The 20,777-nt window shown below is 70.6% G+C and carries 15 protein-coding genes and 1 pseudogene; 6 read left to right on the top strand and 10 right to left on the bottom strand.

Going from position 1 to position 20,777, the window contains the following annotated elements:
* Positions 1 to 37: 37 nt before the first annotated feature.
* From glnII to KME79_RS17610, 3 genes are all read right to left on the bottom strand, one after another.
* On the bottom strand, positions 38 to 1,057 hold the full coding sequence (gene glnII, locus KME79_RS17620; RefSeq protein ID WP_219545362.1) for a glutamine synthetase: 1,020 nt from the start codon (positions 1,055 to 1,057) through the stop codon (positions 38 to 40).
* A gap of 85 nt (positions 1,058 to 1,142) precedes the next feature.
* Complete coding sequence (locus KME79_RS17615; RefSeq protein WP_308248952.1) at positions 1,143 to 4,229, bottom strand: AAA family ATPase; 3,087 nt, start codon at positions 4,227 to 4,229, stop codon at positions 1,143 to 1,145.
* Between the two features lie 11 nt (positions 4,230 to 4,240).
* Positions 4,241 to 4,918 carry a hypothetical protein gene (locus tag KME79_RS17610; protein WP_219545361.1) on the bottom strand — a complete coding sequence of 226 codons (678 nt, stop codon included), beginning with the start codon at positions 4,916 to 4,918 and terminating at the stop codon, positions 4,241 to 4,243.
* Between the two features lie 233 nt (positions 4,919 to 5,151).
* On the opposite strand from KME79_RS17610, the gene KME79_RS17605 reads away from it, so the two are divergent.
* A complete protein-coding gene (locus tag KME79_RS17605) occupies positions 5,152 to 5,496 on the top strand; it encodes a carboxymuconolactone decarboxylase family protein (protein ID WP_148030513.1) in 345 nt (114 codons plus the stop codon).
* On the opposite strand, the gene KME79_RS17600 is transcribed toward KME79_RS17605, so the two are convergent.
* Entirely contained in the window at positions 5,456 to 6,655 is a 1,200-nt protein-coding gene (locus tag KME79_RS17600; protein ID WP_308248951.1) for a PQQ-dependent sugar dehydrogenase, read from the bottom strand. The genes KME79_RS17605 and KME79_RS17600 overlap by 41 nt on opposite strands.
* Positions 6,656 to 7,089: 434 nt before the next feature.
* On the opposite strand from KME79_RS17600, the gene KME79_RS17595 reads away from it, so the two are divergent.
* Positions 7,090 to 7,842, top strand: a complete 753-nt coding sequence (locus tag KME79_RS17595) for an SDR family NAD(P)-dependent oxidoreductase (protein WP_219545359.1) — start codon at positions 7,090 to 7,092, stop codon at positions 7,840 to 7,842.
* A 111-nt stretch (positions 7,843 to 7,953) separates the two neighbouring features.
* Here the strand turns inward: KME79_RS17595 and KME79_RS17590 are convergent, their stop codons facing one another.
* Entirely contained in the window at positions 7,954 to 9,174 is a 1,221-nt protein-coding gene (locus KME79_RS17590; protein ID WP_219545358.1) for an ABC transporter ATP-binding protein, read from the bottom strand.
* Positions 9,175 to 9,344: 170 nt separating this feature from the next.
* Between KME79_RS17590 and KME79_RS17585 the strand changes: the two genes are divergently transcribed.
* Entirely contained in the window at positions 9,345 to 10,427 is a 1,083-nt protein-coding gene (locus tag KME79_RS17585) for a LacI family DNA-binding transcriptional regulator (protein ID WP_219545357.1), read from the top strand.
* Here KME79_RS17585 and KME79_RS17580 read toward each other — a convergent pair.
* The gene (locus KME79_RS17580) at positions 10,417 to 12,348 is read right to left on the bottom strand and encodes a S41 family peptidase (RefSeq protein ID WP_219545356.1); all 1,932 of its coding nucleotides are present in this window, start codon (positions 12,346 to 12,348) and stop codon (positions 10,417 to 10,419) included. The genes KME79_RS17585 and KME79_RS17580 overlap by 11 nt on opposite strands.
* Positions 12,349 to 12,460: 112 nt before the next feature.
* A complete protein-coding gene (locus tag KME79_RS17575; RefSeq protein ID WP_219545355.1) occupies positions 12,461 to 12,946 on the bottom strand; it encodes a glutathione peroxidase in 486 nt (161 codons plus the stop codon).
* A gap of 311 nt (positions 12,947 to 13,257) precedes the next feature.
* On the opposite strand from KME79_RS17575, the pseudogene KME79_RS17570 reads away from it, so the two are divergent.
* Both KME79_RS17570 and KME79_RS46985 read left to right on the top strand, forming a co-directional pair.
* Positions 13,258 to 13,548, top strand: a pseudogene (locus KME79_RS17570) (aggregation-promoting factor C-terminal-like domain-containing protein); the annotation flags it as partial.
* A 341-nt stretch (positions 13,549 to 13,889) separates the two neighbouring features.
* Positions 13,890 to 14,366 (top strand): aggregation-promoting factor C-terminal-like domain-containing protein, encoded by a 477-nt coding sequence (locus KME79_RS46985; protein ID WP_308248949.1) that lies wholly within the window; start codon positions 13,890 to 13,892, stop codon positions 14,364 to 14,366.
* Positions 14,367 to 14,391: 25 nt separating this feature from the next.
* On the opposite strand, the gene KME79_RS17560 is transcribed toward KME79_RS46985, so the two are convergent.
* On the bottom strand, positions 14,392 to 15,039 hold the full coding sequence (locus KME79_RS17560; RefSeq protein ID WP_148030507.1) for a TetR/AcrR family transcriptional regulator C-terminal domain-containing protein: 648 nt from the start codon (positions 15,037 to 15,039) through the stop codon (positions 14,392 to 14,394).
* An 83-nt stretch (positions 15,040 to 15,122) separates the two neighbouring features.
* Between KME79_RS17560 and KME79_RS17555 the strand changes: the two genes are divergently transcribed.
* Complete coding sequence (locus KME79_RS17555; protein WP_219545354.1) at positions 15,123 to 16,238, top strand: ferritin-like domain-containing protein; 1,116 nt, start codon at positions 15,123 to 15,125, stop codon at positions 16,236 to 16,238.
* Positions 16,239 to 16,243: 5 nt separating this feature from the next.
* Here the strand turns inward: KME79_RS17555 and KME79_RS17550 are convergent, their stop codons facing one another.
* Both KME79_RS17550 and KME79_RS17545 read right to left on the bottom strand, forming a co-directional pair.
* Entirely contained in the window at positions 16,244 to 18,727 is a 2,484-nt protein-coding gene (locus tag KME79_RS17550) for a P-loop NTPase fold protein (protein WP_219545353.1), read from the bottom strand.
* A 40-nt stretch (positions 18,728 to 18,767) separates the two neighbouring features.
* Positions 18,768 to 20,696, bottom strand: coding sequence for a tetratricopeptide repeat protein (locus KME79_RS17545; RefSeq protein WP_219545352.1), 1,929 nt, complete (start codon positions 20,694 to 20,696; stop codon positions 18,768 to 18,770).
* Positions 20,697 to 20,777 lie beyond the last annotated feature (81 nt).

Here is a 20,777-nt window from a genome sequence, read left to right as displayed (position 1 = left end):
AGGGGTGCCCGCGTTCTCTCCCCTCCTCGAACCCGGGTCAGACCTGGCCGGCCTTCTCCAGGGCGGTGCAGCAGGTGTCGACCAGGAGGCGGGCGACCACGTACGGGTCGACGTTGGCGTTCGGGCGGCGGTCCTCGATGTAGCCCTTCTTGTCGACCTCGACCTGCCACGGGATGCGGACGGACGCGCCGCGGTCGGAGACGCCGTAGGTGTACCTGTTCCACGGGGCGGTCTCGTGCGCGCCGGTCAGGCGGCTCTCGATGTCGGCGCCGTAGTGCCTGACGTGCTCCATCGGCTTGTCGCCGTCGCCGAGGGCCTCGCAGGCGGTGATGATCGCGTCGTAGCCCTCGCGCATGGCCTTGGTGGAGAAGTTGGTGTGCGCGCCGGCGCCGTTCCAGTCGCCGCGGGCGGGCTTGGCGTCGAGCGTGGCCTCCACGCCGAACTCCTCGGCGGTGCGGTAGAGCAGCCAGCGGGCGATCCACAGGTGGTCGCCGACCTCCAGCGGACCGGCGGGGCCGATCTGGAACTCCCACTGGCCGGGCATGACCTCGGCGTTGATGCCGGACACCTTCAGCCCGGCGGCGAGGCAGCGGTCGAGGTGGAGTTCGACGATCTCACGGCCGAACACGGCCTCGGCGCCGACGCCGCAGTAGTAGTGGCCCTGCGGGGCGGGGAAGCCGCCCTCGGGGAAGCCGAGCGGGCGGCTGCCCTTGAAGAACGTGTACTCCTGCTCGATGCCGAACCACGAGTCCTGCTCGGCGAACTGCTCGGCCACCGGGCGGAGCTGGGCGCGGGTGTTGCTCTTGTGCGGGTCGCCGCTGACCTCCTCGACCTCGCACAGCACGAGCACGTGGTCGCCGCCGCGGATCGGGTCGGGGCAGGTGAGCACGGGGCGGAGCACGAGGTCCGACTTGTGGCCCTGGGCCTGGTTGGTGCTGGAGCCGTCGAAGCCCCAGACAGGAGGCTCGGCCCCGTCGGCGAGGATCTTGGTCTTCGAGCGCAGCAGAGCGGTGGGCTCGGTGCCGTCGATCCAGATGTACTCAGCCTTGTAGCTCACAGCGGGTCCCTTTCCCATGTTCATCAGCCACGCCGAGTCTCATGGACCGCCGTTTCCCAGTTTTTGCCCTTATGTGAACGCCGTGTTAAGGCCGTCGCTTCTTGTCACCCGTCGTGAGGCGGTATTCCTGGCCGAGCTCGCGCCGTCCGTTCCCGTCATAGCCGAGCAGCCGCATCGCGGTGTCCGGGTCCAGCGCCGCCGCCAGGAGCTGGGCGCGGGCGTGCGCCTCGTCCCGGTCCCGCTCCGCCTTGGCCTGGGCCACCCGGACGCCTTTGACGGCCACGGTGGTGAGCCCGACGCCGACGACCACCGCGACCACCACCACGAAGAGCGCGATCAGCAGCCACGGCGAGGCGATGCCCGGCGCGGGGCCGGGGGCGGCGGCCGCGCCGGTCTCCGTCCCCGAGGCTGGGCCTGCGGTCAGCACGCCGGTCAGCGCGAGCGCGAGGATGATCGCCAGCCCGACGAGCATGAACAGGCTGGCCGCGACCACCCACAACCGTCCGGTACGACCCCGCGGCGGCGGCTGCTCGACCGTGTCGTCCACGATCAGCGGCACTGCCCTCGGCGGTGGCGGCGGCTGCTCCGAGCCCCACGGCACGATCTCGGGCCGCCCTTCATCACCCTCACCCGCGGCGAGGGAAAGGGGCGCCGGACCCCTCACCACAGGAGACGCGCCGGACCAGCCAGGATCCGGAGGCGCCGCACCAGCCCCGGCGTGCGCCGCGGGCCAGGCGGGATCCGACCTGGGAGTGTCGCCGCCGGAGGCGCCGGACCAGGCGGGGGCCGTGCCAGGGGCTCCCGGCCAGGCGGGGGCCGTGCCGGGGGCTCCCGGCCAGGCCGGGGCCGTGCCAGGGGCTCCCGGCCAGGCCGGGGCCGTGCCAGGGGCGCCGATCCAGTCGGGATCCGTGCCGGGGACCGCGAAGGCGAGGGGGTTCGCCGTTTCCGGGGCCGGCACCGTGGAGCCGTCGCCTGGTGGGGCGGGGGTGACGGTCTCCGCCGCGCCGGGCAGGTCGCGCGCCACCGGGCGGTGTTCGCGGTGCGCGAGGGCGGCCTCCGCGTGGTACTCCTCCAGGTTTCGGTAGAACTCGTCGGAGGCGTACATCGTGCCGTCGACGACCGGCCCCCGCCGCCGCCGGAGGATCGCCACCACGTCGTCGCCGTCCAGCGTCCGGTGCGTCTCCAGGGCGTGCGCGAGGCACAGCACGTCGCGGCGGTGCTCTGCGAGCAGGTCCCCGGTCTTGTCCAGCAGCCGCGCCAGGTTGTCCTCGATCCGCTCCCCCAGCACGCCGGGTCGCCCGCCGGTGATCCCCAGCTCCCGGAGGGCGGGCAGCGAGGTGACGCCCGAGCCCATCCCCCAGGACGACTCCATGAGCGCGCTCAGGCAGGTCGCCGCGTGCAGGTCGCCGCGGACGCCGGACGAGCTGTCCTCGCCGAAGAACATCCGCTCCCCCGCCAGGGAGGCGAGCGAGACCATGATGTCCGCCTCGTACTCCGACTTCCAGCGGGTGGACCCGTTCGACGGGCCGAGGTCGCCGGCGCCCTTCTCGATGGTGGCGAGGCCGATCTCCTGGTGGGAGCGCGTCACGTACGCGACCACCGCGTGACAGGCCTCGTGCACGGCCACGGCGTGGCGCTCGCGTTCGACGTGCTCGTCCGGGCCGAGCCGCTGCCGCCTGGCGCGCAGCACGTCCGGCCAGGTGATGGTCTCCCGCCCGTCGCACACGGCGCTGATCAGCGACTCGTTGACCAGGTCCTTGATGGTGGCGCCGGTCGCGTACGGGGTGATGGCGGCGAGCCTGCCGATCTGTTCCGCGGTCAGCTCGTGCGCCACCTCGGCGAAGTAGCCCTGGTAGGTGCGGAGCCGCCCGGCCCTGGACGGGTGGCCGACCCGGTGGACGCGGTCGACGCGCCCGGGCCTCAGCAGCGCCGGGTCCAGCGCGTCCGGCCGCTCGGTGGCCAGGATGACGAGGACGCGGTACGGGGGCGGCGGCTTGGGCCGCATCCCGAGCAGCCGCCTGACCGTCCGGTTGAAGAGCCCGCGCGGCTCCTTCAGCCCGGACAGCTCGGTGAGCAGCGCCCGCTGCGTGCGGGCGTCGCCGCCGCCTCCGTCGAAGGGCTCGCCGGGGAAGGCGAGCACCGAGCGGCTCTCCTCCGACAGGTAGTCCGGTCCGTGGCAGCCGGAGAGGCCGCCGCCCTCGGCGGGCGGTCCCGGCCGGCCGCGCCCGCCCAGCGCGTCGGCGTCGTCGAAGAGGACGACCACGCCTCCGTAGCGGAGCGCGAGCCTGCGCAGCTTCCTGAAGAGCGTCCTGACCTTCAGGACGCCGACACCCGCGAACGTGCCGGTGAACGCGCCCGAGTCCACGACCACGTACGGCTTGCCGGTCTCTCCCGCGACGGCCTCGGCGATCAGCGTCTTGCCGGTGCCCGGCGGACCCCACAGCAGCAGGCCGCCCGGCACGTACCCCCCGCGCCGCTCGATCTCGCCGGGCTTCTCCAGGAGGACGAGGCTCTGCCTGATCCGCTCGACCACGTGGTCCTGCCCCCACACGTCGGCGAAGCGGGTCGTGACGTCGCCGGGGAAGTACGTCTCGACGCCGCCCCGGGACAGGAACCAGAGCAGGGCGGCGAACACGATGATCACGACGAGCGGAACGGCGATCTGGAACACGAGCGGCAGCGCCCGGGGCAGCAGCGCCGGAGCCTCGAACAGCGCGACCGCCGGGCTGGTTCCGAGCACCGCCGCGAGCACCAGGGCCAGCAGCGCCACCCAGACAGCGATCTTCGCCAGGCGGGCCAGGCGGAACCTGGTCCAGTCGTCGAGACGCCGGTGCGACCAGCGCTCCCACCCGCCGAAGACCCGCCGGCCCCAGAACCGCCGGTAGCCCGGCAGGCGCTCGCCGGCCAGGAGGTGGAGCTGCCGTGCCGCCTCCGCGCCGAGCAGCCAGAAGATCCACTGATGGTCCCTGGCCACCACCCGGACGGCGTCGGCGAACGGCACGATGCCCGGGTGATCCGCCATCACCTTCAGGGCGAGCACCAGATAGACGGCCGTCAGGCCGGCCAGGAACCTGCTCCGGTCCCAGAGCCGCCGCTTCTCCGCCGTGGCGGCGTCCGGGCCGGCGGGCCCGCTTCCGGGGGCGCGCAGCCCTGCGTGGGGCGTGGTCTTCACGGGGTGCTCCCTCATCCGGGCAGCCTGAGCAGGTTGAAGGAACCCGCGATCTGGTCGAACTCGGCGGCGCGCCGGGTGAAGCAGGTCGCCTCGCACGCGAGGAACATCACCGACAGGCTCGTTCCCTGGCCGTCGAGAATGACCGTCTGGTCGAATGTCTGGATCTCGCCGCCGATCCGGTAGTTGTAGCGGACCCGGACCCCCCTGGCCCCGTCGCCGAGGGCGAGCTCCCTGTCCATGAGCGGCTCGAAGTGGCTGAACGCCGGCGCCCGCCCCGCCCGCAGCACGGACATCAGGTACGCCGTGCGCGTCTGCTCGGTCACCGGCAGGAGGAAGTCGCGCATCCGGTTGAGCGAGATCTCGTTGCGCTGCCCGTCGGTCAGCTTGCGCACGGTCACGTACACGAACGGGTCCCGCGAGCCGAACAGGTGCTCCACGGCGGGCCGGGCCGCCTGGTCGTAGGCCGTCGACCAGACCTGTTGCCTGCGCAACTGCGCCGCCGCCGAGCTCGGGTGGTCGTCCGACAGCAGCCGTTCGAGCGGGGACGCGTCGAGCCGGGAGAAGGAGGACGGCACTTTGAAGTAGGTGGTGCCGTCCCGGTCGCGCACGTAGTGGAACTCGGGTTGCCCGCAAGCGGACATGGTCGCCGCCGCGGCGATGAGCGCGATCCACGCCCGCGTCGTCTTCACCAGGGATTACCTCCGCATGACGAGGCACCGCAGTTGTTGTGCCCGTTTTCTCCCGACTGAGCCGTGCACAGCATGAGAAATCTTGACCAAAACTTGGCCGTGCGTTGGTCTCACTTGTTACAGATCAACAGGTCTTCCTGTCGTCCAGGTCTGACTTCCGGCCGGGCCTCTTGGTCATCGCGCGGTGGGTGGCCGAAGATGAAGCCACCCCCCTCACGCGACCGGAGCGCACGATGACAGAACCGGCCGGACCGGCCACGGAGATCGTCGACTCGTACGGGATGACGGCTGAGCGCGCCTTCGCCGACCTCTGGTCGCGGGAGACGCTCACCCTCAGAGAACGCCGCCTGCTCCTGCTCGGCCTGCTCGTCGGGCAGGGCATCGACGACCAGGTGGAGCTACAGCTCGACGCGGCGCTGCGCACGGGCGACCTGGACGAGGCCGAGCTGCGGGAGCTCGTCGTCTTCCTCACCCACTACGCGGGCTGGACGCGGGGGACCCGGCTCGGCAAGCAGGTCGAGGACCTGATCGAACTGGTCAGGCGGGATCGATCCGGTAGACGGGGCCGGCCAGGCTGAGCGCGTACAGCTCACCGTCGTGGTCCTCGCCGAACGAGGACAGCTGCTCCACCTCGCCCACGCGCCGGTCGCGTGCCGGCTCGTCGACGGGCGCCGCCCTGATCCACCCCGCGCAGAAGTCGCCGTAGAGGAACTGGCCGCGCAGCCACGGGATCTTCGCGCCGTGGTAGACGAACCCGGCGATCACCGAGCAGTTGCCGCCCTCGTTCAGCGGGTAGACGATCACCGGGTCGGTCAGCTTCCCGGCCGGGCCCTGGCGGAAGCGTTCCCTGCCCTCACGCAGGTTCCAGCCGTAGTTCTCGCCGCCTTCGGAGCCGGCCGGCTGGTAGTCGACCTCCTCCCACGCGTTCTGGCCGACGTCGCCGATCCACAGGTCGCCGTTGGCCCGGTCGAAGCCGAACCGCCACGGGTTGCGCAGCCCGTAGGCCCAGATCTCGGTCCGCGCGCCCTCCTTGCCGACGAACGGGTTGTCCTCCGGCACCGCGTAGGGTTTCCCGCCGCGCGGGTCGATGCGCAGGATCTTGCCCAGCAGCGTGCCCAGGTCCTGGCCGTTGCCCTCCGGGTCACCGCCGCCGCCGCCGTCGCCGAGCGCGATGTAGAGGTAGCCGTCGGGGCCGAAGGCGAGCTGGCCGCCGTTGTGGTTGGCGAACGGCTGTTCCTGCGTCAGCACGTCACGCCTGCGGGTGGCGCGGGCGCCGTCGTAGGCCCATTCGGTGACGTGGGTGGTGCCGGCCTTGTCGGTCCAGTCGAGGTAGAGCCAGCGGCCGGACGGGTGGAAGGCGACGCCGAGCAGGCCCTGCTCGTTGCCGCCGCTCACCTCTCCGGACAGGTCGACGACCGTGTCGCCGTCGGTGGTGCGCAGCCTGCCGCCCTGCTCGGCCACGTACAGCCGCCGATCCCCGCTCCGGACGGCGAACGCCACCGGCCGTTCCAACTCGGCGATCCGCGTGAACCGCAGCCTGCCCTGCGCGGGCGTACTCGCCGCGGGCGAACCGGACGGACTCACCGCCTCCGTCCCGACGGCCGAACCGGACGCGGACGGACTCACCGCCTCAGTGCCGGCCGGAACGGACGCGGACGGCGGGACGGGGGCCCCTTCCGGCGGCGCGGCGGAGCAGCCGGTCAGGACGACGGCGAGCACGGCCACAGCGAGGCGCACGCCGCCCATCCTCGCACGCCCCAACCGCCCTCACCACCGCCCAACGCCACCACCCCGCCCCAACCCGCAGTCCGCCACCGCCACGCCGTCCCAACCGCGCTCTTCGCCACCGCCGCGCCGTCCCCGCGCGCTCTTCGCGACCCGGCGCCACTGCCCACGTGGTGCGGAGGGTACGTGGCCTCCCGCTTCTCCATCGCGAGCAGCCCGAACCCGGTCAGGCTCCGCGACCCGGACTTGCACCCCCTCCCCACTCCGTTTTCCGGAGCTACGGCGGGCTGAGCGGGCCGTAAGGCACGCATGACGGCGCCCAGCCCGAGGGGGTTCCCGAAAAAGGTTGTCGATGTTGATTCTCCGGTCGCCGCCGGTCCGCCGCGAACGAACCGGAACGATCGGCTCCAGCGATCGCGCACCCCCGCCGCGTTAGGGTTCTTGGCATGCCTACCGCATTGATCACCGGCGCCACGGCCGGCATCGGCGCCGCCTTCGCCCGCCGGCTGGCAGCCGACGGTTTCACCCTGGTCCTGGTGGCGCGCGACGAGCGGCGGCTCGGCGAGGCCGCCGCTCAGCTGGAGCTGAGGTACGGGGTCGCGGTCGAGGTCCTGCCCGCCGACCTGGCGACCGACGACGGCCTGGCCCTGGTGGAGGCGCGCTGCCGTGCCGGGGTCGATCTGCTGGTCAACAACGCCGGGTTCGCGCAGCGGCACGACTTCCTCGACACGCCGGTGGAGGACGAGCTGCGGATGCTCAAGGTCCACTGCGAGGCGGTGCTGCGGCTGACCCTGGCGGCGCTGCCGGGGATGCGCAAACGCGGCAAGGGCGCGGTGGTTAACGTCGGTTCGGTGGCGGGCTTCTTCACCCGCGGCACCTACAGCGCGTCCAAGGCCTGGGTGGCCAACTTCAGCGAGTCCGCCGCGGCCGAGATCAGCGAGCCCGGCGTCAAGGTCATGGCGCTCTGCCCGGGTTTCGTGCGGACGGAGTTCCACCAGCGCGCTTCGATCGACATGTCCGGCATGCCGGGGTTCATGTGGCTGGACGCCGACAAGCTCGTCGCCGAGGCGCTGCGCGATCTGGCGCTGGGCAAGTGGGTCTCGGTGCCGAGCCTGCGCTACAAGGCGGTCGTCGCGGTCGGCAGGTTCGTGCCGCGCCGCCTGGTCGCGGAGGTCTCCGCCCGCATCGGCCGCCGTTGACGGATCCGGGAAACGGGTCGGGCCCTCTTCGCGGGAGGGGGTCGCGATGAGGGCCCGGACGGCCGCGGGCGGGCCCGCGGCCGGGAATCGGTAGCCGGAGTACGGCTGCGGTCAGCGGCCGACGTTGGCCGGGTGGCCGACGGCCAGGCCGGAGGCCGGGTCGAAGAAGTGCAGGTTGTGCGTGTCGACGACCAGGTCGATGGTCTGGCCGTGGCGCACGTGGCTGCGGGCGTTGACCCGGGCGGTCCACAGCGACTTGTCGCCGGCCAGCGGCAGCGTGGCCTCCTCGTCGTCGCCGGTGTCGGCCGCGGCCACGGTGTCCTTGTGCTCCACCGGCGGGGCGTCGATCAGGAACAGCACGTTGATCTCGGAGCCGAGCTCCTCGGTGACCTCCGCCTTGGCGGACAGCGTCGCCCAGCCGTTGTCGGCGTGGGCGCCGGCGGAGGCGGCGTCCTCGAAGTCGGACGGGCGGATGCCGAGGATGAGCTTCTTGCCGATGTACTGGTCGAGGCCGGGCTTCTCGGTGAACGTGGACTCGGGGATCGGCAGCTTGTAGCCGGCGAAGGCCACGGCGGCGCCGCCGTCGCGGACCAGTTCGGCGTTGACGAAGTTCATCGACGGCGAGCCCATGAATCCGGCGACGAACAGGTTGACCGGCCTGTCGAAGAGGTTCTGCGGGGTGTCGACCTGCTGGAGCAGACCGTCGCGGAGCACGCAGACGCGGTCGCCGAGGGTCATGGCCTCGACCTGGTCGTGGGTGACGTAGACGGTGGTGACGCCGAGGCGCTCGTGCATCTGGTTGAGCGAGGCGCGCATGGAGACGCGGAGCTTGGCGTCGAGGTTGGACAGCGGCTCGTCCATGAGGAAGGCCTGCGGCTCGCGGACGATGGCGCGGCCCATGGCGACACGCTGGCGCTGACCACCGGACAGGGCGGCCGGCTTGCGCTTGAGGTAGGTCTCGAGGCCGAGCATCTTGGCCGCGTCCTGGACCCGCTGCTGGATCTCGGCCTTGGGCATCTTGCGCAGCTTGAGGCCGAAGGCGAGGTTCTCCTCGACGGTCATGTGCGGGTAGAGCGCGTAGTTCTGGAAGACCATCGCGATGTCGCGGTCCTTCGGCGGCAGGTGGTTGACCACCTTGTCGCCGATGGCGATCTCGCCGCCGCTGATGTCCTCGAGGCCGGCGATCATCCGGAGGGCGGTCGACTTGCCGCAACCGGAGGGGCCGACCAGCACCATGAACTCGCCATCCTTGATCTCAAGGTTGAGCCCGTTCACAGCCTTGACGCCACCGGCGTAGATCTTGTCGACGTTGGTCAAAACGATGGATGCCATGACAGTCCTTCGCGCAGGGCGATGGCCCCGATAGTCGATGATGCGTATGTGGATACGTTTTCAAGCATCTCATCGTGAAACGGATATCCCTGTCAAGGGTTCCCCTATGAACAGCCATCGCGGGACCGGCGGTCTTCCGGAAATCGGGAAAGCATGATGGAATCGTTTCCATGGATAAGCGGGCGACGATCAAGGACGTGGCCGAGGCCGCGGGCGTGGGCATCGCCACCGTGTCCCGGGTGCTGTCAGGCGGCTCGGCCAGCCCTCAGACCAGGGAGCGGGTGCTGGCGGTCGCGGCCCAGCTCGACTACCGCCCCAGCGCCGTCGGCCGCAACCTGCGCCAGCGCCGCACCGGCGGGCTCGGGCTGCTGGTCCCCGACCTGACCGACACGTTCTTCGGCCAGCTCGCCGAGGGGGCGCTCGCGTACGCGCGCTCGGCCGGCGAGCCGGTCGTGCTGGGCTCCACCGGCGACGACCCCGAGCAGGAGTCGGAGATGATCGGCATGCTGCTGGAGCAGAGCGTGGACCGGGTGGTCGCGGTGCCGTCCGGCGACGCCGAGACCTGGCAGCCGGCCCTCAGGGCGGGCATGACGGTGGTCTTCGCCGACCGCCTGCCGGTCGAGGGCGCCGATCCGGCCGGCGAGGGCCCCGACCGCGACCTCATGCTCCTCGACGGCCTGCCGCCGGCCCGCCCGTCGCGCCCGCTGGACGTCCCCGCGGTCCTCGCCGACGACCGGTCGGGCATCCGTACGGCGGTGCGCTACCTGAGAGGGCTCGGCCACCGGCGCATCGCCTATCTCGGCGGCCCCGGGCACGACCGGCGGGCGGAGGCGTTCCGCGAGGCGGTGGGGGCGCCGGCGGACGAGGAGCTGATCGTGTTCGCCACCGGGAGCCGCGACTCCGCCTACGCGGCCGCCTCCGGTCTGTTCCAGAGCCGTCCGGACCTGTCGGCGGTGGTGGCCGGGGGCAACGTGCTCGGTGAGGCCGCCGTCCTCGCCGCCCGCGAGCTCGATCTGCGGGTGCCGAGGGACGTGTCGCTCGTGATGTACGACGACGTCCCGTGGGCGGAGCTCTGCTCGCCTCCCCTGACGGTGATCGCCCAGCCGGGGCGCGACATCGGCTACCGGGCGGCCGAGCTCGTCCTGCGCACGGGCGCCCGCCGCCCGCGCACGGTGGTGCTGCCCACGGAGCTGATCATCCGGGGCAGCTGCGGGCCGTACCCCGGCCGGCCCGGCGCCGGGGTCAGGGCCTGAGGGTACGGGCGGCGACGAGCCGCCCGGACTGGAAGCCCTCCACGCGGACGACCTGCGCGGCGGCGAGGCCGGGGACGGTCACGGTGACCGTCACGGTGACCGTCACGGTGACCGTCTCCTGGGTCAGGTCCACGGTGAGCCGCGGCCTGCCGTCCAGGTAGACGTCCGCCCGGTCCAGGAGGCCGGTCCGCAGGGTCAGCTCGTCCGCCGCCCCCGCGACGCGCACGTCGAGGCGGCGGGCCGGAAGGGCCGCGAGGAGCTCGCCCGCGCGGTCGAGCAGGTCCTGGTTGCCGGCCAGGATGTCCCGGCGGGTCAGGCGGTGGCGGTGGCCTGGCCGTACGCCGAGGTCCTCGACGGGCGTGCCGGCCAGCTCGTGGACGCGCAGCGTGCGGCGGACCGACACGCGCATGCCCGCTCCGCCGGGCAGCGGCCGGTACGGCGAGCCGGGCGCCGGGCTGGGCAGTTCGAGCAGGAGCTTGAGCAGCTCGTGCGTCCAGACGTTGGCGCCGCCCGCGCCGGTGTTGTCGTCCACGCCGAGGACGGGGCCGATCCCGTGGTCCTGGAAGCCGGCGGCGAAGATGTCCGTCGCCGAGTAGCAGCGGGCGTCGGTGATCAGCACGACCGGGCCGTGATAGCACTGGCCGATGGCGTTGGCCCCGGCCTCGGGGGTGATGGCGAAGCCGGCCGAGTGCACGGCGCCGATCTCCAGGGCCTGGTTCATGGACGGGCACCACGGTCCGAGGTCGATCTGCCCGGTCGGGTTCTCCTCGTGCTGCGCGCAGATCCGCACGTTCAGCGGCGTGGTGACGAACTGGGTCGGCTCGGGGGTGATCCGGTGCGGCGTCAGCGTCTGCAGCAGGAACTCGGCGGCGTGGATGTGCCCGCCGCCGTTGCCCCGCACGTCGACCACGAGCCCGTTCCGCGGCAGCAGGCCGGCGAGCCGGACGAACTCGCCGACGAACGCGCCGGGGTCGTTGGTGTTGAAGGTGAACACGCGGATGTGGCCGAAGGTTCCCGACGGCGTGTCCACGGCCCGCGCCTTGAAGAACGCAGGCATGGACGTCGGGAGGTCCGCTCCCGGGGCGTCGGTCCCGGCGGCGTCGACGATCTCCGCCGTGAGCGTCCGGGGGACGTACAGCATCCTGAGCGCGCGGGAGATCGCGTCCGTGCCCAGGTCCAGCCCCTGCGACACGGCGGCCTCGGTGAGCGCCCCGGCGTCGACGAACGGCGGCGGGTTGTCCGTCACCCGCCACGGCTCCCGCAGCTCGCGGGCTATCCCGTCCCGGCCCAGGTAGCCGAGCGTCACCCAGGACTCGTCGGGCGGCAGGTGGATCACCAGCGGCCGGATGGTCAGCGACTGCAGCCCGCGCGAGTGCCGCGCCGCCGGGTTGCCGCCGGCGTACCGTGCGGCGTTGGCGTCCACCGCGGCGCCGATCGGGGTCCCGTTCCAGTGGGTGACCTCGGCGCCCGGCTCCAGCCCCGGCGCCGAGAACCCCTCCACGAGCCTGGTCACCAGGTAGCGGGGTCTGCCGTCCTCGTGGCACTCCTCGATCAGGAACGGGAGGTAGGCGACCTTGCTCGGGTACGGCTGCGGGAGCAGGTAGTTCGTGTGCAGGTCGCGTACCGAGTGGAAGATCTCCGACAGCTCCGCGTGGAAGCTCGGCTCGGGGCCGGCGGTCGCGGCGGTCTGGCGGCTGAGCCTCAGGGCCAGCAGCCGGAGCCGCTGCACCGGGTTGACCGCGTACATCGCGATCTTCAGCGGGAGGTGCGCGTAGTTCTGCTCGATCAGCACCAGCGCCTGCTCCACGAGCGTGCGCCGGTCGGCGAGCGTGAGCGTGCCCGCCGTGTCCAGGAAGTCCCGCAGGTCCACGGCGTCGGCCAGCCGCTTGGCCTGCCCGGTCGCGCCCTCGCTGATCCCCATGCCGCCTCCCGGTCCGCGCGCCTGCCCGACAGGGGACAAGCTCTCAGAGCACGGCGGCGGCCGCGTCAGGAGGCGCCCCAGGGATTTCCCTAGGGCGCCTGCTCCCGAGCGGTCAGAGGACCTTCTCGATGGCGGCCAGGACCGCCGGGTCCGTCGGCACGGTGCGGGGGCGGAAGCGGGCCACCACCCGGCCGTCGCGGTCGACGAGGAACTTCTCGAAGTTCCACTGCACGTCGCCGCTCTCGCCCTCGGCGTCCGGCGCCTGCACGAGGCGCTCGTACAGGGCGTGCCGGTCGGGACCGTTCACGTCGGCCTTGGCCAGCAGCGGGAAGTCGACCCCGTACGTGGTCGAGCAGAACTCCTGGATCTCCTCGGCGCTCCCCGGCTCCTGCCCCATGAACTGGTTGCACGGCATGCCGACCACGCTGAACCCGCGCGGGCCGTACTCCTGGTGGAGCTTGACGAGGTCGGTGTACTGCGGGGTGAGCCCGCACTTGGAGGCCACGTTGACGATGAGCAGGGCCTTGTCGCCGGCCACGCCGGCGAGGGTGGTGGGTTCGTCCGTCAGGGTGCGGACCGGGATCTCTCGAACGTTCATGGTCCGACCTTACGAGATGCCTGTCAGCCCCAAAACGTGACCTAATCCACATTTATCCCCCGAAGGCCCAGCAACAGGCATATATCGAGATCTTTACTGACGATCTACATTTCCATGGTCAATTCGCAGTAAAGGTGACAAGTCCGGCAGGGTGGCGCGGTCCCCGATTCCTGCGAAAGGGAACCCGAATGCCCATGCTCCGCCGTACCAGCGTCCTGCTCATGAGCGCCTCGCTCATGGTTGCGGGCGGCGCCACGGCCGCACAGGCGCAGAGCTCCCAGACGAGTGCGACCAGCACGAGCAGCAAGAACAAGTCCATGGCCAAGAAGATGGTGAACAAGCGCGGCTGGGCCGCCACCCAGTTCAGATGCCTGGTCAAGCTCTGGGAACGCGAGAGCGGCTGGAACCACCGGGCCGGCAACCGTTACTCCGGCGCCTACGGCATCCCCCAGGCGCTGCCCGCCGGCAAGATGGCCTCGCACGGGAGCGACTGGCGCACCAACCCCAGGACACAGATCGCCTGGGGGCTGAGCTACATCAAGAAGAGGTACGGCACGCCGTGTCGCGCCTGGGGCCACTTCCAATCCCACCACTGGTACTGATCCAAACCTCAGGCTTGCGCGAGTTTCGCGGAAAGCGCCGGCCATCGAGGCGCCGGGCCGATCAATCCGGGCCCAACGAGAGCGCCCTTTATCCGCATCGATCCCGCAAACACCTGTCCTTGGCGTGTCCCGGGTTCTGACCGCGCGCGGTCGCGCGTACTAGAAACCGGCTCAGAGGACATGTCGTGGAGCTCTCCGGGCCGTCCGGCGAGAAGCCGGGCGGATCAAGGATCCCGGAGGGCCGCGCGGACCCTTCTCGTCCGAGCCACGGACGCGGACCGGCAGGGGCGCCGGGGAAGCGAGAGCGCCCGTCCGCACGCGACCCGACCGCGAGGATCGACTTGAACAGCAAGCGCACGCTACACAGCACGATCGTGACCCTGGCCGCGCTCACCGCCGCACTCGGCGGGATGGAGGTCGCGGCCACGGCCGAGACGGAGGGCGCCGACGACGCGCCCATGGTGGTCCGTACGTGGCGGACCAGCGCGGAACCGCGCGTCCCTGCCCACCGTCCGAGAAGCACCAGCAAGCGTTTCGCCCTCGACCAGGTGGTGCGCAGGTCATGGGGCCTGCGCGAGTTCCACTGCCTGGACAACCTGTGGACCAGGGAGAGCGGCTGGAACCACCGCGCCGTGAACCGTTCGTCCGGCGCCTACGGCATCCCGCAGGCGCTGCCCGGCGGCAAGATGCGGGGAGCGGGCAAGGACTGGCGGCACAACCCGAGGACCCAGATCCGCTGGGGGCTGTCCTACATCAAGGGGAGGTACGGTAAGCCGTGCGGCGCCTGGGGGCACTTCAGGTCGCACAACTGGTACTAGCCGGACGCCGGAGGGCATCCGCGGGTCACCGGGTGCCCTCCCTCCTCGCCGGGTGCACCGCGATCGCCTGGACGAACAGCTCCACCCCGAACGCGAACTCCGCCTCGTGGTCGCAGGAGCCCAGCAGCTCGGACAGCGCGCTCACCTCGGGGAACAGCTCGGGATCCACCTCCTCGGGGTCGATCGTCGAGCTGCGGCCGGGGGCGAAGGCGGGCGTCACGCCGACCTCGCGCAGCAGCGAGCCGACGATGAACGCGATGAACAGCCGCAGCACCCGCACCGCGTCGGCGCCGTCGAACCCGGCGCTGCGCAGCGTGGCCAGGGCCCGCTCGACGGGCAGCAGCCCGGCGTGGCTGTGGAGCTGGCGGCTGACGACGAGCATGGTGCAGCGCGGGTAGTGGTGGGCGATCTGGCGGAAGGCGCGCGCCTGCATGCGGACCCGGTCGGCCCAGTGGGCCTCCGGGTCGTCGGTGAACTCGATCTCGCTGAGCACGCTCTCGGCCACGCCGTCGAGCAGGGCGCCCTTGTTGGGCACGTGGTTGTAGAGCGACATCACGCCGACCCCCAGCTCGGAGGCGATGCGCCGCATGGAGACGGCGTCGGCGCCCTCGCGCTCGATCAGCTCGACCGCGGCGGCGACGATCCGGGCCCGGGACAGCGGCTGGGTGGTCACACTGCATTCTATTGACGCGCGTACAGCGTACGTGCAAGCCTCCAAGGAACGTACGGTGTACGTCGCCCCCCTCCGGAGGTCCGATGTCGACCCACGAGCTCTACACCATCCCCGCAGGCCTGGCCACGTGGAACGTGGAAATGGCCGGAACCACGAAGTTCACCTGGGAGTACGACGACGGCAGGGACCGCATGCTGGCCTTGTACCAGAAGGGCAAGGACAAGCAGTGGGACTCCACCAAGCGGATCGACTGGGACCTCGAAGTCGATCCGTACGACATCCTCGGCATCCCCGACCAGACCATCGCCATCTACGGCACCCCGCTGTGGGAGCGGATGGACGACAAGCAGCGTAAGGACGTGCGGCTGCACAACGCGTCCTGGCAGTTCTCCCAGTTCCTGCACGGTGAGCAGGGCGCGATGATCTGCTCGGCCAAGATCGTGGAATCGGTGCCTGACCTCGACTCCAAGTTCTACGCGGCCACCCAGACGATGGACGAGGCCCGCCACGCCGAGACCTACGCCCGCTTCCTCCAGGAGAAGGTCGGCCTCGCCTACCCGATCAACCCGTACCTGAAGTCCCTGCTGGAGTCCACGCTGAGCGACTCCCGCTGGGACATGCCCTACCTGGGGATGCAGGTGCTGATCGAAGGTCTCGCCCTCGCGGCCTTCGGCGTGATGCGCGACATCACCACCAAGCCGCTGCCCAAGCAGATCCTCGCCTACGTCATGCAGGACGAGGCCCGGCACGTCGCCTTCGGCCGGATGGCGCTGCGCGACTACTACCGGCAGCTGTCGGAGGCCGAGCTGCGCGAGCGCGAGGACTTCGTCATCGAGGGCTGCTACCTGATGCGCGACCGCCTGCGCGGCCGGGAGACCTGGGAGAACCTCGGCCTGACCAGGGCCGAGGTGGACGAGGCCATGGTCGCGGTGGACCAGTCGGAGTACCTCCGGCTGTTCCGGTCCCTGCTGTTCAGCCGCATCGTGCCGTGCGTCAAGGACATCGGGCTGTGGAGCCCGCGGCTGCAGCAGGCGTACGCGGACATGGGCGTGCTGGAGATGGCCGGCCAGTCGCTGGAGGCGCTGATGAAGCAGGACGAGGAGATCGCCGACAAACTGGACGAAGCCCGCTTCGCCGAGGAGGAAGCCGAACGGCACGCCGAGGTGTCGCAGACCATCGCCATGGGCTCCGACGGCTGACCCCGTCAACCGTCCGCGAGCAGATCCACCAGGCGTGGATGCACGAAGTGGTAGGCCTCCGGGCCCACCTGCCTGAACAGGCCGGCCACCACGGCGGCCTGGAGCAGGCTGGGCACTTCCATGCCCTTGATCCCGGAGCGGCGGAACACGGTCCTGACATCCGGGTCGTCGCTGCTGAACACCTCCTGCCCGGTCTCGGCCACCAACCGCGCGATCCCGGCGAGCGCGGTCGCCACGGCCTCCACGCCGAACCCGGCCTCGGCCGTCCTGCGCGTCGCCCAGCCGGCGAACCAGGGCAGGAAGTCCACGGGCCGCCTGGGCAGCTCACCGATCCAAGCGGGGTCGCGGGTCAGCGCGGCGAGCAGTGAGGGTGAGCCGAGCAGGTCGTCAGGCAGGTGCGGCGGGTCCGCGCCATGTTCGCCGAGCACGCGGCGCAGCAACCGCCGGCCCTCCACCGGGACGACGCCCTCCACCGTGAGCAGCCGGAAGCCCGGCCGGGTCGCGGCCGGGTCGCGGTCCGTCATGATGATCCCGGCCCCGGCCAGATCGGCCCAGCGCACGGCCCGCGTCACGACGGCCGCCCGCCGGGCGTCGCCGATCTCGTCCAGCCCGTCGAGCACGAGAACCAGCGAGCCGCGCTGGACGATCGCGTACGCGTCCGCGATCGAGATCTGGTACTCCTCGACCAGCGCGTGCGTCAGCATCCGGTCGAACTCCGCGATGTCTGCCCGGAGTGCCCGAAACGGAAGGAACACCGCCACAGCGGCAGCGTGCTTCCCGACCTCGTTGTGCCGCCGTGCCAGGCCCGCGGCGAGAACGGACTTGCCCGTGCCGGGCCGGCCGCCGATCAGCAGCCTCGTCCCCTGGGCCAGGATCTCGTCGATCGAGGCCGGGCGGGCCTCGCTCTCCTCGGGGAAGCGCACCAGCGGCGTCAGGAGCTCGCCTTCGCCGACCACCTGGCCCACCCGCCGGCGCACCCGCTCGGCCAGCGTCGCGAGCGCGTCCTCCAGCGCGTCCCGGCTCAGCCGGCTCGCCTCGGGCACGGCATCCTCGGAGGCGGAGGGCTGTTCCCTGGGTGGCGGCGCGACGGTGTCCACCAGATCGCCTGACTGCGGTACCGGCGACTCCCGGACCAGGTCGATGTAGGCGCTGACACTGTCAGGAACGCTGGTGCCGGACTCGGCGAGTTCCGCCACTATCCGCAGAGGCAGAGCGGGCCAAGCCGGCAGCGGGTCCTCCCCCGCGGTCTCCAGGTCCTCGGCGATCCGCTTGAGCAACGTGGGGTCGTTCATCAGCCGTACGTAGAAGTCCGCGTCTCCGTCCCTGATCAGGAGGACGGCTGCGAGGACGCGGACCTCGTACGGGTCGAGCTCCCTGGCCCTGGCCACCCGGTCCTGCAGGATGAGCACGTTGACGAAGCGTTTGATGGCACGCGGATTCGCCCGTAACCCGCAGACGAGCAGGCTCTTCGTGGCGTGAATGTCGTGGTTGAGCAGCCCTTCCACATAGGCGGCGAAGGCGCTCGCCGAGAGCCTGGGCATCTCGAAGGGGAACTGGACGATCTTGTCGAGATACTCCCCGACCGGGTCCTGATACTTCTCCTTCAGCGCCGCCGCCAGCGGCGCCTTGGCGACGCCCAGGACGAAGACGCAGTTGTCGCGGCTGAAGTACAGCTTCAGGGCCTCCAGCAGCGCCGTGATCTTGTCGACGTGGCACCGGTCCAGGTCGTCGATGAACACCACCAGGCGGCTCTTCTTCCGTTCACGCAGAACCGTCGCGATCAGCCTGCTCAGGTGCTGGTCCAAGCGAGAGCGTTCGGATCGAAGGCGGAACTTCTCCTCTCCGTACGCCTTCAGGGCACGTTGCACGAAGGGCGGGTTGACATTGATCGTGGACGAGAGGATCAGGGAGCCAAGCGCCTCGGAGACAGTGCGCAGCGCCCCGGTGACGTTCTCTCTGCCGTCCAGCCCGAGATCGGTGACGATCGCATGGAGCAGGGGCAGCACCGGGTTCTCGTCGTACTGGTGCAGCCAGGAGTCGAACCACACCGTGGCGCATCCGGAGGAGTCGTCGTCCAGCCGGGCGCGCACCTGGTGGAGCATCGAGGTCTTGCCGCTCCCCCACTCACCGAACACCCCGATGACCATGGGCGGGGTCGCCGACCGGGCGAGCTCTGCGAGACAGTCGACGTACTCGTACCTCTTGAGAGCGTCTTCCATGACTGGTTCGTCGCTGAGGGTGAATCCGCGGGATTCGCTTGCCCGGTCCCCCTGAGGCGTCATGTCGCCGATCGTCGACTTCTTCCGTCGCCGCCTCAGGAGCAACAGGGACACCAGGTGGATCGCCATGACGGCCACCAGCAAGCCGGGCCAGTAACGCTCCAGCAGGGAAGAGGCGTGCACGACGACCACGGGACGCCGGTCGACGCCGGCCTGCGAGATGAGCACGAGCAGCATCGGCAACGCCCATGCCCACCGTCCACGCACCATGCTTCGATTCAACACACGGCGAACGCGGAGGGCCAGATCGTCAGTTCTCGGGCCGGGTCGTGGTGAGAAGTTCGGCCTGCGCTGTCAACCGTGGAGGGAGCGGCTTGCGGCTCGCGGTCTGCTGGGCTTGCCGTGCCAGGCGTGCCGCCTCCGCATCCCGCCCCGCCGTCTTCATGACGCGTGCGGTCCGCAGCAAGGTTGCGGCGTCGCTGTCCGCGTCCACGATCGGCAGTACCCTGACCGCCCTCTTCACGTCTCCGCTCAGCGCCAGAGCGAGCGCGTAGGCGGCGCGGGTGGAGGCCAACTCATGAGGCCGGACCCGATCGAGATCGCGCAGCGCGGCCTGAGGCTCGACATCCGAGAGGATCTCACCACGGACGCGCAGCGCCTCGACCTGGTTGTTTCCCGAGCGAAGCGCCACGTCCAGCATGTCGACCGCGCCGCTTTCATGCCCGATGTACCACAACGCCCAGGCCAGCTCAGTGAGGATCACCGGTTCCGGACTCCGCGTGACCGCTCCCCGCAACTCATCGACGGCAGCTTGGTAGGCGCCTTGATCGACCAGGATCCGGCCGACGGCGGCCAGGAGGGTAGCGACGATGCGGTCAGTGCCGCGGAGCATGGTGTACGTCTTAGCCGCCTTCCGATAGTGCGCGATCGCCCCGTCGAAGTCGTTCTGCAGGTAGGCCGCGTCTCCTGCCAAGGAGTGGACGCGAGCTCGTTCCCTGGCGTCGGCTGGGCTCACGAGAGCCCGCTCCGCCTGCTTGGCGGCGAACTCGAACCAGCCCCGCTGCAACGCGGCCTCGATGGTCGACAGGTGATGGGGTGGCTCCGGCGGCTGCCGTCCGAACGACATGCTCAAGAAGGGCGGCGCTAGGCGTGCGGGCATCTCGTAACACTGTTTCTCGCCGTAGCGCAGGATCCGGCCTTGAACAAGCGCCTGTATGACTGGTGGCGGGAGCTCCCCGTCATCCGTCCCGTAGGTCGCGATCTGGCGCAACCACGCGGCCAACTGCTTCACATCCCCGTCCAGCCGATCGCGCGCCACCTCCTGGAGGATGCGATCACAGTGCTCGGCCAGCACTTCGTTCACGTCCACGAGGTCCGCGGCCGTGATGGGGATGCTCCTCTCACTCGTGGACTTCCACAGAGCCCCGCAGACCAGTTGAAGATGAGCCGGCTCCACGCCGGCGGAGTCGGCCCGCAGGTCTTTCACGAGTTTCTCGGCCACGCCGGGAGCGAACTCTCGTCCGATGTTCGCGAGTGGCCCTCGACATGCCTCCAGGGCGGCATCGACGGTGAGCGGCCCGAGCCGGACGGACGCCTCCGAGCTCATGTGCGCGCGCAGTCCTTCATGGTGTCGCAGCTGCTCGAAATGCTCATCTGCGATGACGACGAGGAGATTCAGCGGGAGATTTCCGCTGAGCGCGGCACTCAACTGGTCGAGAAGATGGATGTGACTGTCCGGATGCCGACGGAACGCGGTGAAGAGTTCCTCCGCGTGGTCGAACACGGCCATGGCCGTCCCACCGTTCGGGTTCCAATGGTGCCAGCGCAGAAAAGTGCTGATGGTGAGGCCGGAGAACCGGAGTGGGTGCTCGTACGGCGACCATGACGACATCAGGGCGAAGGCGTGCGGATCGCTGTCGTCGAGGATGGCGGCGGCCGGCACGACGGAGGGGCGCCGCACGCTCCCCGGGGGCAACACGTCAGAGCTTCTCAGAAGAGGCAGCACACCGGCCGCCACCAGCGATGTCTTCCCCACACCCGAGGGACCGTGCAGAATCGTCAGCCGGTGATGCCGCCACAGGCGCGCGAGAGTGTGGGCCTCGGTTTCCCTCCCGAAGAATCGCGCCGCGTCCTCTCGGCGATAGGCGGTCAGGCCGACATACGGCTCGAGGCCGCTGCCGCTGGAAGGCATTGCCACACCCGCCCGCAGATGTAATCGCACCAGTACGCCGTTCGTCATCACCGTTCATGACGAAGATCCTGCACCCCGGATGCGGGGAGTTCAGGTGACTCAACCATACTTGCCCAAAGCCCGAAGGTT

The sequence above is a fragment of the Nonomuraea harbinensis genome, from assembly GCF_019396385.1.
Classification (GTDB): Bacteria; Actinomycetota; Actinomycetes; order Streptosporangiales; family Streptosporangiaceae; genus Nonomuraea; species Nonomuraea ferruginea.
The sequence above is the reverse complement of the archived record's forward strand: the minus strand, read 5'-3'. Positions and strand labels throughout refer to the sequence as shown.